This is a genomic window from Pseudoflavonifractor sp. An184 (assembly GCF_002160305.1).
GTDB lineage: Bacteria > Bacillota > Clostridia > Oscillospirales > Oscillospiraceae > Lawsonibacter > Lawsonibacter pullicola.
In genome coordinates this window covers 1-10,061 of sequence record NZ_NFKI01000080.1, presented here as the reverse complement: position 1 = coordinate 10,061, position 10,061 = coordinate 1, and the positions used below count along the sequence as shown (strand labels likewise).

General features: G+C 58.6%; 11 protein-coding genes and 1 rRNA gene. 4 read left to right on the top strand and 8 right to left on the bottom strand.

Going from position 1 to position 10,061, the window contains the following annotated elements:
• Positions 1–342: 342 nt before the first annotated feature.
• From tuf to B5F19_RS15625, 5 genes are all read right to left on the bottom strand, one after another.
• Positions 343–1,545 (bottom strand): elongation factor Tu, encoded by a 1,203-nt coding sequence (gene tuf, locus B5F19_RS15645; RefSeq protein WP_087292316.1) that lies wholly within the window; start codon positions 1,543–1,545, stop codon positions 343–345.
• 130 nt (positions 1,546–1,675) lie between these two features.
• Positions 1,676–3,781, bottom strand: a complete 2,106-nt coding sequence (gene fusA, locus B5F19_RS15640; protein WP_087292313.1) for an elongation factor G — start codon at positions 3,779–3,781, stop codon at positions 1,676–1,678.
• Between the two features lie 18 nt (positions 3,782–3,799).
• Complete coding sequence (gene rpsG, locus B5F19_RS15635) at positions 3,800–4,270, bottom strand: 30S ribosomal protein S7 (RefSeq protein WP_087292310.1); 471 nt, start codon at positions 4,268–4,270, stop codon at positions 3,800–3,802.
• Between the two features lie 207 nt (positions 4,271–4,477).
• Complete coding sequence (gene rpsL / locus B5F19_RS15630) at positions 4,478–4,900, bottom strand: 30S ribosomal protein S12 (RefSeq protein WP_087292307.1); 423 nt, start codon at positions 4,898–4,900, stop codon at positions 4,478–4,480.
• A gap of 102 nt (positions 4,901–5,002) precedes the next feature.
• Positions 5,003–5,242 (bottom strand): ribosomal L7Ae/L30e/S12e/Gadd45 family protein, encoded by a 240-nt coding sequence (locus tag B5F19_RS15625; protein WP_087292304.1) that lies wholly within the window; start codon positions 5,240–5,242, stop codon positions 5,003–5,005.
• Positions 5,243–5,479: 237 nt separating this feature from the next.
• Here B5F19_RS15625 and B5F19_RS15620 point away from each other — a divergent pair, with 237 nt between their 5' ends.
• The gene (locus B5F19_RS15620) at positions 5,480–6,730 is read left to right on the top strand and encodes a serpin family protein (RefSeq protein ID WP_087292301.1); all 1,251 of its coding nucleotides are present in this window, start codon (positions 5,480–5,482) and stop codon (positions 6,728–6,730) included.
• Positions 6,731–6,797: 67 nt separating this feature from the next.
• On the top strand, positions 6,798–6,983 hold the full coding sequence (locus B5F19_RS15615) for a ferredoxin (RefSeq protein WP_087292298.1): 186 nt from the start codon (positions 6,798–6,800) through the stop codon (positions 6,981–6,983).
• A gap of 117 nt (positions 6,984–7,100) precedes the next feature.
• Here the strand turns inward: B5F19_RS15615 and B5F19_RS15610 are convergent, their stop codons facing one another.
• A complete protein-coding gene (locus tag B5F19_RS15610) occupies positions 7,101–7,736 on the bottom strand; it encodes an orotate phosphoribosyltransferase (protein ID WP_087292294.1) in 636 nt (211 codons plus the stop codon).
• A 166-nt stretch (positions 7,737–7,902) separates the two neighbouring features.
• Between B5F19_RS15610 and B5F19_RS15605 the strand changes: the two genes are divergently transcribed.
• Positions 7,903–8,529 (top strand): DUF1643 domain-containing protein, encoded by a 627-nt coding sequence (locus B5F19_RS15605; protein ID WP_087292291.1) that lies wholly within the window; start codon positions 7,903–7,905, stop codon positions 8,527–8,529.
• 20 nt (positions 8,530–8,549) lie between these two features.
• Positions 8,550–8,870 (top strand): putative heavy metal-binding protein, encoded by a 321-nt coding sequence (locus B5F19_RS15600; RefSeq protein WP_087292288.1) that lies wholly within the window; start codon positions 8,550–8,552, stop codon positions 8,868–8,870.
• Positions 8,871–8,933: 63 nt separating this feature from the next.
• Here the strand turns inward: B5F19_RS15600 and B5F19_RS15595 are convergent, their stop codons facing one another.
• Entirely contained in the window at positions 8,934–9,875 is a 942-nt protein-coding gene (locus B5F19_RS15595; protein WP_087292285.1) for an aromatic acid exporter family protein, read from the bottom strand.
• Between the two features lie 92 nt (positions 9,876–9,967).
• Positions 9,968–10,061, bottom strand: a 5S ribosomal RNA gene (gene rrf / locus B5F19_RS15590); the annotation flags it as partial.

The window sequence follows — 10,061 nt, the reverse complement described above, 5'->3', positions numbered from 1 at the left end:
GATGGGGCCCCGGGCGGCCGCACGGCATCTTTGCAAAAAGAAATCCCCGCCTTTGGGCGGGGATTTCTTAAAGGGAGCAAAAATTACTCCTCGATGTCGATAACAACGCTTTTCCCACGGTGCGGCCAATCCCACGAAAGCTTCGCTTTCGTGGGTACCCTGTTAATTGAAATGCTCAGGGCGGCAAAGCCGCCCTTCCGCCAAGGTTTTGTCCTTCGGACAAAACGCTTGTACGCGCCTTACGGCGCGCCCCATCTGCGATGGGGCCCCGGGCGGCCGCACGGCATCTTTGCAAAAAGAAATCCCCGCCTTTGGGCGGGGATTTCTTAAAGGGAGCAAAAATTACTCCTCGATGTCGATAACAACGCCGGAACCCACGGTGCGGCCGCCCTCACGGATGGCGAAACGCAGGCCCTTCTCGATGGCGATGGGGGTGATCAGCTCAACCTTCATGTCCACGTTGTCGCCGGGCATGCACATCTCAGTGCCCTCGGGCAGGGTGATGATGCCGGTCACGTCGGTGGTACGGAAGTAGAACTGGGGACGATAGTTGTTGAAGAAGGGGGTGTGACGGCCGCCCTCATCCTTGGACAGAACGTACACCTGGCCGGTGAACTTGGTGTGGGGATGAATGGAGCCGGGCTTGCACAGAACCTGGCCGCGCTCGATGTCGGTCTTGGCGATACCACGCAGCAGGCAGCCAGCGTTGTCGCCGGCCTCGATGAAGTCCAGGGTCTTGCGGAACATCTCCATGGAGGTGACGACGGTGGACTTCTTCTCGTCGGACAGGCCCACGATGTCGACAGTCTCGCCAGCCTTCAGCACGCCACGCTCCACACGGCCGGTAGCCACGGTGCCGCGGCCGGAGATGGTGAACACGTCCTCGACGGGCATCAGGAAGGGCAGGGAGTCGTCACGGGGAGGAGTGGGGATATAGTTGTCGACAGCGTCCATCAGCTCCTTGATGCAGGCATACTCGGGAGCGTCGGGATCGTTGGACTCGGAGATCAGAGCGTTCAGAGCGGAGCCCTTGATGATGGGGATCTCGTCGCCGGGGAACTCGTACTTGTCCAGAGTCTCACGGACCTCCATCTCGACCAGCTCCAGCAGCTCCTCGTCGTCCACCTGATCGCACTTGTTCAGGAAGACCACGATGGCGGGCACGCCCACCTGACGGGCCAGCAGGATGTGCTCCTTGGTCTGAGCCATGGGGCCGTCGGTGGCGGCGATGACCAGGATAGCGCCGTCCATCTGAGCAGCGCCGGTGATCATGTTCTTGATATAGTCGGCGTGGCCCGGGCAGTCCACGTGAGCATAGTGACGCTTGTCGGTCTCATACTCCACGTGAGCGGTGTTGATGGTGATGCCGCGCTCCTTCTCCTCGGGAGCCTTGTCGATGCTGGCGTAGTCCTCGAACTGAGCCTGGCCCTTCATAGCCAGATACTTGGTGATCGCGGCGGTCAGAGTGGTCTTGCCGTGGTCAACGTGGCCGATGGTGCCGATGTTGACATGGGGCTTGGTACGCTCGAATTTCTGCTTAGCCATGAGTAATTTCCTCCTTATATTGCAGTTATCAATCGAGAAAAGATGGGATTTGCATATCAGGGTTATTTTATCCTATTCCGTCTGGAAATGCAACCCCAATTTCAGCGCAAAGGCCGGGAATCAGCCAAAATTAGTCCTGGCTGCGGCCGCGCTGGGCAATAATTTTTTCGGCGATGTTCTTGGGAACCTCCACATAGCTGTGGGGCTCCATGGAGTACTGGCCGCGGCCCTGAGTGCGGGACCGCAGGTCGGTGGCATAGCCGAACATCTCGCTCAGGGGAACCAGAGCGTCGATCTGCTGGGCGCCGGACCGGGCCTCCATGCCCTGGATCTGGCCGCGGCGGCTGTTCAGGTCGCCGATAACGTCGCCCATGTAGTCCTCGGGGACAATGACGTCCACCTTCATGATGGGCTCCAGCAGAACGGGGTTGGCCTTGCGGCAGGCCTCCTTGAAGGCCATGGAGCCGGCGATCTTAAAGGCCATTTCAGAGGAGTCCACCTCGTGGAAGGAGCCGTCGTACAGGGTGACCTTCACGTCCTCCACCGGGTAGCCAGCCAGCACACCGGCCTGCATGGCGCCCTGGATACCGGCGTCCACCGCAGGGATATACTCCTTGGGAATGGCGCCGCCCACGATGTTGTTGATGAACTCGTAGCCCTTGCCGGACTCGTTGGGCTCCACGTGGATCTTGACGTGGCCGTACTGGCCCTTACCGCCGGACTGGCGGGCATACTTGGTGTCCTGATCCACAGCCTTGCGGATGGTCTCCTTGTAGGCGACCTGGGGCGCGCCCACGTTGGCCTCCACCTTGTACTCCCGGAGCAGACGGTCCACAATGATCTCCAGATGGAGCTCGCCCATGCCGGCGATGATGGTCTGACCAGTCTCCTCGTCGGTGTAGGTCTTGAAGGTGGGGTCCTCCTCGGCCAGCTTGGCCAGGGCGATGCCCATCTTCTCCTGGCCGGCCTTGGTCTTGGGCTCGATGGCCACGCGGATGACCGGGTCAGGGAACTCCATGGACTCCAGAATGATGGGGTGAGCGGGGTCGCACAGGGTGTCGCCGGTGGTGGAGTTCTTCAGACCGATGACGGCGGCGATGTCGCCGGAGTACACGGTCTCGATATCCTCCCGGTGGTTGGCGTGCATCTGAAGGATGCGGCCGATGCGCTCACGCTGCTTCTTGGTGGAGTTGAGCACCGTGGTGCCGGTATTCAGCATACCGGAGTACACACGGATGAAGGACAGACGGCCCACAAAGGGGTCGGTGGCGATCTTGAAGGCCAGAGCGGAGAAGGGGGCCTCGTCGGAAGCGGGCCGCTCGTCCTCCTCGTCGGTCTCGGGATTCACACCCTGGATGGCGGGGATGTCCACCGGGGAGGGCATGTAATCCACGATGGCGTCCAGCAGCTTCTGAACGCCCTTGTTGCGGTAAGAGGTGCCGCAGGTCACGGGAACCAGCAGGTTCTCAATGGTGCCCTTGCGCAGGGCCTTGCGGATCATATCCTGGGGAACGGGCTGCTCCTCCAGGACCAGCATCATGATCTCCTCGTCGATGTCGGCGCAGGCGTCCAGCAGCTTGGTGCGGTACTCCTGGGCCAGCTCCATCATGTCCTCGGGGATGGGCTCCACACGCATGTCCTTACCCAGCTCATCATAGTAGATGTCGGCGTCCATCTCCACCAGGTCGATGATGCCCTTGAAGGTGTCCTCAGAGCCGATGGGCAGCTGGATGGGCACGGCGTTGGCCTTCAGGCGGTCGGCGATCATGTCCAGGACATGATAGAAGTCGGCGCCCATGATGTCCATCTTGTTGACGTAGATCATGCGGGGGACCTTGTAGTGGTCGGCCTGGCGCCACACAGTCTCGGACTGGGGCTCCACGCCGCCCTTGGCGCACATGACGGTGACAGAACCGTCCAGCACGCGCAGGGAGCGCTCCACCTCTACGGTGAAGTCCACGTGGCCCGGGGTGTCGATGATGTTGATCCGGGTCTGGGGGAACTGGTTCTTGGTCCCCTGCCAGTAGCAGGTGGTGGCGGCGGAGGTGATGGTGATACCACGCTCCTGCTCCTGGGCCATCCAGTCCATGGTGGCGGTACCCTCGTGGGTCTCGCCGATCTTGTAGTTGACGCCGGTGTAATACAGAATACGCTCGGTGGTGGTCGTCTTGCCCGCGTCGATGTGGGCCATGATGCCGATGTTCCGGGTATTCTCCAAAGAAACTTTTCTAGGCATACTTCGTCTCCTTTTGGATTACCAGCGATAGTGGGCAAAGGCCTTGTTGGACTCGGCCATCTTGTGAGTGTCCTCACGCTTCTTCACGGCGCCGCCCAAGTTGTTGGCCGCGTCCATGATCTCGCCGGCCAGACGCTCCTTCATGGTCTTCTCACCACGGTTGCGGGCGTAAGTGGTCAGCCAGCGCAGCCCCAGGGTCTGACGGCGCTCGGGCCGGACCTCGATGGGCACCTGGTAGGTGGCGCCGCCCACACGGCGGGCCTTGACCTCCAGGGAGGGCATGATGTTCTCCAGAGCCTGGGTGTAGACCTCCATGGGCTCCTTACCGGTCTTGTCCTTGATGATATCGAAGGCGCCATAGACCACCTTCTGGGCCACGCCCTTCTTACCGTCCAGCATAATGCTGTTGGTCAGCTTAGTCACCAAAACAGAGTTATACAGCGGATCGGGCAGAACCTCCCGCTTGGGTACATTTCCTCTTCTGGGCACGTTGCTTCCCTCCTTCTTATAAAATTAGAAATCATAGGTACTCGAAACACGAGTGTGCTCCGTGTAATGCCTGTCCGAGGTCTGCCCATATATCAGATATATAGGAAACGCTCGGCAAGGCGGAGCTGCCTTGCGCGAAACGCACAATGCAATTCAGGGTGCAGGTTTTCAGCGCCTGCATGTTACGCAATTTTTGCGGAGCAAAAATTACTTCTTGCCGGCCTTGGGACGCTTGGCGCCGTACTTGGAACGGGCCTGCATACGGCCGTTGACGCCCTGGGTGTCCAGAGAGCCGCGGATGATGTGGTAACGCACACCGGGCAGGTCCTTGACACGGCCGCCGCGGATCATCACCACGGAGTGCTCCTGCAGGTTGTGGCCCACGCCGGGGATATAGGCGGTAACCTCCATCCCGTTGGTCAGACGCACACGGGCAATCTTACGCAGAGCGGAGTTCGGCTTCTTAGGAGTGGAAGTACGAACGGCAGTGCACACACCTCTCTTCTGAGGAGAAGGCAGATCGGTCTGACGGTTCTTCAGGGTGTTCAGGCCATGCTGCAGGGCGGGAGAGGTGGACTTGGCAGTCACCTGCTGACGACCCTTGCGGACCAGCTGATTAAAAGTAGGCATGTTTTTCCTCCTTTCTGAACGTTCTGCCCCTGTGGGGCATGGTATTTATTTTAACAAAATAAGGGGACCTTATTCTGCTAAAACCAAAAGAAAACAGAAAACTTACACCAGAACGGCCACGGCGGCTCCCACGGCAATGCCGCAGGCCTCGCCCAGCTCCCGCATGGTGTCCACCTGCTCCACCCGCACGCCGGTGCGGACCGCCTCCTGAACCAGAGGCTGGAGCAGACGGGGGTCGGCGTCCTTGGCCATATAGAGCTTCTTGGCCCGGCCATCCTTCAGGGCCCGGCGGGTCTGTTTGGCTCCCACCAGCTTGCTGCCCTGCTTGAGTTCTTCCAGCATTTCGGCGCCCTCCTCTCCCCCGTTTTCTGGGGGTGTTTCATCGGGTAAAAGGGCGCACTTGCCCTTACCACCGCAATTTGGTATTGTAGCATGTTTCACAGAGGGAGTCAAGACGAAGTTTTGGGAATTTTTTGTCTTTTTCTCCGAAAAAGACGCAACCGGGCCGGCATCGTTTCGTCTTAACTAGTAGAGTGGGAGATTCAAGTCTCCCCCACCGTTGAAAAGGAGGTTTTCTCTATGAGGCGCACCCTTGCACTGTCCCTCGCTCTCTCCCTGTCCCTTGGACTCCTGTCCGGCTGCGGACCGGCCGCTCCGGCGGTCCAAGCCCAGGAGCTCACCGCTCAGCCTGTGTCCGTTCAGCCAGCGGGCAGTCCGGCCGTGGACCAAGCCCTGACCAGCTTTGGCCTTTCCCTGCTCCAGAGTGCCCGGGAGGCGGAAAGCGGTCCGGTCCTCCTCTCTCCCCTCTCCGCGGCCCTGGCATTGTCCATGGCGGCCAACGGAGCGGACGGGGATACCTTGGCTCAGTTTGAAACCGTTTTGGGGGGCGGCGTCACCCTGGATGAGCTGAATGCCGCCTGCGCCCAGCTCCTCTCCGACTACGGGGACCTGGACGGCTCCACAGAGTGTCTCATCGCCAACAGCCTGTGGACAGACCCGGAGGGCATGATCCGGGAGGATTTTATCGGCAAGTGCCAAGGCATCTTCGACGCCCAGGTATTTTCCCAGGACTTATCTGCCCCCTCGGTGGTCCCGGCGGTAAACAGCTGGGTGTCAGAGCACACCAACAAGATGATCCCCAGCATCCTCTCTAAACCGTTCAACGAAAACGCCGCCCTGCTGCTGGTGAATGCCCTCTACCTGAACAACACCTGGGAGACGGAGTTTGACCCCAACAACACCTATCTTCGGGGGTTTTACCACCAGGGGAGCGACAAGGAATCCATGGACTTCCTGAACGCCGGTTTCGTCACCTTTCCCTATCTCCAGAGCGAGACGGCTCAGGGGGCGGTCCTCCCCTACGACGACGGGCGGCTGGCTTTCTTCGCCCTGATGCCGGAGGAGGGCGCTGAATTTGAAGTCTGGCTGAACAGCCTGGACGGAGAAACCTTCACCCAGCTGCTGGAGAGCCGGAGGAACACGGAATTTCGCACCCTGGCCCTGCCAAAGTTCGGGGCGGAGTGGAGCGGACAGCTCCAGGACATTCTGTCCGCCCTGGGCCTGGACCTGGCCTTTACCTTTGGGGAGGCCGATTTCTCCCTCATGGGGGACGACCCCAACGGCTACTATCTCTCCCAGGTGATCCACGCCGCCAAGATCGAGGTGAATGAGAAGGGTACCGAGGCAGCAGCTGCCACGGTGGTGGAGGCCGACTCCGGCTCTGCCGCCCCGCCGGAGACCGGCGTCACCCTGATCTTCGACCGGCCCTTTCTCTATGGGATCGTGGATCTGCAAACCGGGGTCCCCCTGTTTTTCGGGACGTTTGAGTGAGCCGCGCATAAAAATTCCTTCTCCGGTCAAGCTAATGTGCAGAACACCGGAGGAGGAATTATTCGTTATGAACGTCCATGTCAACGGAAACTGTATCGGCTGCGGTCTGTGTGTCAACATGTGCGGAGCCGTCTTTCTCATGACCGAGGAGGGGGTGGCCGCCGCCAAGGACACCATCTACCCCGACCAGGAGGGCTTTGTCCAGGAGGCTGCGGAGAGCTGCCCGGTCAGCGCCATCGAGATCGACGCATAGCGTGGTCCGAACGCCATCTCATTTTTCGGGATGCATTCCCGGCTAACAGTACTTCTAACCATCGGGGAAAGGGCGCTGGAATTGCTCCAGCGCCCTTTTTATGGCTGATTCTGCCCGTTACAGAATGGACAGTCCGTAACTGTTCACCAGGGCGTCGATCTTTTTCCCCGCCTTACACATCTCGCACTCCTCCGGTGCGTAGGTGGCATAGTTGGGGATGTCCGAGGGAACAAACAAGCTGTAAATGGGCCATCCGTCCAGTTCCTCCATGGAACTGAAAACCGCCGCGATGCCCTGTACCTTTCCGCCATAGTATTCCACACACTCAGAGACCCGGCGTCCGCTCTTGCCCGAGTTGATGGTGGAAATCAGAATCAGAATATTCTTACCCGCCACCATGGGGATCAGATTGTCCCGGAAAATCATCAATCCGCTGGAATCATATTCCGGAGTGACGATATTGATGTTCTTCGAGCCGTTTACCGCAAACAGAGTGTTCTTCGCCAGGTGCCGCGCCAAAAAGGTGCCGATCACCTCACTGCCGTCCAGGCAGACAATGGTATCCACACCCTTCTCATAGGCGTAGCGCTGGGCCAGGGTCATAGCCGCCTCCCGCGCCATGGTATGCTCATGCTTCATGCGGGTGATGTCAATGTAGTGGCTGTTGTGGGAATGCCGGGTGGCGAAGTGTCCCGAAATCAGGGATACCTCCAACTTGGGATTCAATCTGGAACGGATGACAGTGTTTTTCATGGCGATACCTCCCTTTTGGTATAAAATACGAGGATTTGCAGTTTTATTATACCTCCCATTGTGTAAAAAAGCAATAGCAATCCAGGTAAAATGCCTGCCAGACTTGCAGTGCATCCCGTTTCCTGCTATATTAATTTCAGAAACAAATGGAGAAAGAGGGATTCCCATGCACATTCCCACCTGCGAGACCAATCAGCTGGAGCTGGTGCGCTTTGAGCCCGCCCTGGAGGCTGCCAACCGCCCCTCCCCGGACTACGACGTCGGCCGCTGGCTGTACGTCCCAAACTTTTACTCGGAGTACCGTTACATTTTAGGTACCCGGGGCGAAAAGCCCCTGATCTGCATCGGCATCAACCCCTCCACCGCCGCGCCGGACGCCCTGGACAACACGTTGAAATCTGTGGAACGGGTAGCCCTGCACAATGGCTACGACAGCTTCATCATGTTCAATGTCTACGCCCAGCGGGCCACCAATCCGGACGACATGGAGCCTGCCTGCAACCCAGCGCTCCATCGTGAGAACATGGAGGCCTTCGACTACGTCCTCTCCCTGGACAAGGCCGGGGCTCCCGCGGTCTGGGCCGCCTGGGGCACCATCATTGAAAAGCGGGACTATCTGCCCGGCTGTGTCCGGGACATGATCCGCATCGGCGAGGCGCGGAACGCCGTATGGTATTCCGCCGGGAAGCGCTCCAAAAAGGGACACCCTCACCACCCACTGTATCTGAGGAAGGACAGCGTGCTGGAGCCTTTTGACGTCAGCGGCTATCTGGACCACCTGTCAGCTACATAACATATAAGGAGGAAAGAACTATGATCCTGACCACCACCCCCTCTGTGGAGGGACGACAGATTTTAGAGTACAAGGGCATTATATTCGGCGAAGTCATCTCCGGCGTAGATGTGCTCCGGGATTTTACGGCCGGTCTGAGCAACTTCTTCGGCGGTCGTTCCGGCGCCTATGAGGAGGAGCTGACAAACGCCCGCGAGACCGCCCTCCGGGAGCTGGAACAGCGTGCTCAGGAGCGGGGCGCCAATGCGGTGGTTGGCGTAGATGTGGATTATGAGGTGCTTGGCTCCAACAACGGCATGCTCATGGTAACTGCAAGCGGCACGGCGGTCCTCATCGGTTGATTTCCCTTTGAACCTAAAAATCCCTCTCCCGAGCCAAATCAGCCCGGGAGAGGGATTTTTCTCTCACATTTTTCCCCTTTTCCTTTCCGCACGCCCAGCCAGCTCCGCTTTCAGATCCTTCCGCAGCTGAAGAGCCCGGGCAACGTGGTAATTTACCACCACATCCTCCACAGACTCCGGTCTCTGGTGATGTGTCTGGGACAGCGTGGCCCCCAATTCCTGCAGGGTATGCCTATTCTCCTCATTTAAGGTCCCCTTCCGCTTCATATTCTGCAGAGTTTCCAGCTCTATCAATAGTTCGTGGGCAATATCCTCACAGGTACGCAGGGTCTGAAGCTCTCGCTTCTGACGCTTGCGCCGAAACAGACGCTGGTCCGCAAATAGCTTCAACTGTCCCTCCAGGGCGGCAATTTTTCGTCCAATGCTCCCAGCTTCGGGCTGATGCTCGTCGCCGTCAAACATATCCTCCAAAAATTCAATCAGGTCTGAATCCAAGCTGACCATGGTCTGCCGGATTTTTTGACTGTTGTCATAGGGGAAAACCAGCGTGTTGATCAGCATTCCAATTCCCAGGCCGATCGCGGTATCCCAAAGCCGCCCTAGTGCATAGGGTGCGGCCTCAATCTCCGGAGTCAAACAAATATTCACCAATACCAGGCAGGGCAGCACCGGCAGCAGCTTTAAATGGGAATACTGATACATCCAAAGCAAAATGATGATCCCAATTCCCACCGCCGCCATAGGCGGGACCTTGAGCTCGGCCATAATAACAGCCATCACCGCACCCACAGTCACGCTGCAGATCTGCGTCAGGCAGGCCACCGCCGAGGCCTTAAATGTCGGTCCCACCGCGGACATCGCGCCGATGGTGGCGAACACCACCTTCGCTGTGCTGGTGCCATAGGGCTGCACCACAAGCAGCGCCAAAATAACTGCGATTGTCGTCTTAATCGTCCGCATCCCCACCGGAATTTTCCAGGCGCGGAGTCTATCTTCTATTGTCATGCATACGCTCCTTTCTCAAGCATAAGCGCATACCCCTCATTCTGCCCGTTCCTATAACAAAAAGGACGGACAGCAAGCTGTCCGTCCTTTTGTGTTGGCACTACCTATCTTTCCGGCCCGTCTCCAGGCAAGTATTTTCGGCAGAAGCGAGCTTAACTTCCGTGTTCGGAATGGGAACGGGTGGAC

Coding starts and splice junctions, on each gene's coding strand:
- B5F19_RS15600 (WP_087292288.1), top strand. CDS start 8,550: ATGATCCTGACCACCACCCCCTCTGTGGAGGGACGACAGATTTTAGAG.
- fusA (WP_087292313.1), bottom strand. CDS start 3,781: ATGCCTAGAAAAGTTTCTTTGGAGAATACCCGGAACATCGGCATCATG.
- B5F19_RS15625 (WP_087292304.1), bottom strand. CDS start 5,242: ATGCTGGAAGAACTCAAGCAGGGCAGCAAGCTGGTGGGAGCCAAACAG.
- B5F19_RS15620 (WP_087292301.1), top strand. CDS start 5,480: ATGAGGCGCACCCTTGCACTGTCCCTCGCTCTCTCCCTGTCCCTTGGA.
- B5F19_RS15610 (WP_087292294.1), bottom strand. CDS start 7,736: ATGAAAAACACTGTCATCCGTTCCAGATTGAATCCCAAGTTGGAGGTA.
- tuf (WP_087292316.1), bottom strand. CDS start 1,545: ATGGCTAAGCAGAAATTCGAGCGTACCAAGCCCCATGTCAACATCGGC.
- B5F19_RS15615 (WP_087292298.1), top strand. CDS start 6,798: ATGAACGTCCATGTCAACGGAAACTGTATCGGCTGCGGTCTGTGTGTC.
- B5F19_RS15595 (WP_087292285.1), bottom strand. CDS start 9,875: ATGACAATAGAAGATAGACTCCGCGCCTGGAAAATTCCGGTGGGGATG.
- B5F19_RS15605 (WP_087292291.1), top strand. CDS start 7,903: ATGCACATTCCCACCTGCGAGACCAATCAGCTGGAGCTGGTGCGCTTT.
- rpsL (WP_087292307.1), bottom strand. CDS start 4,900: ATGCCTACTTTTAATCAGCTGGTCCGCAAGGGTCGTCAGCAGGTGACT.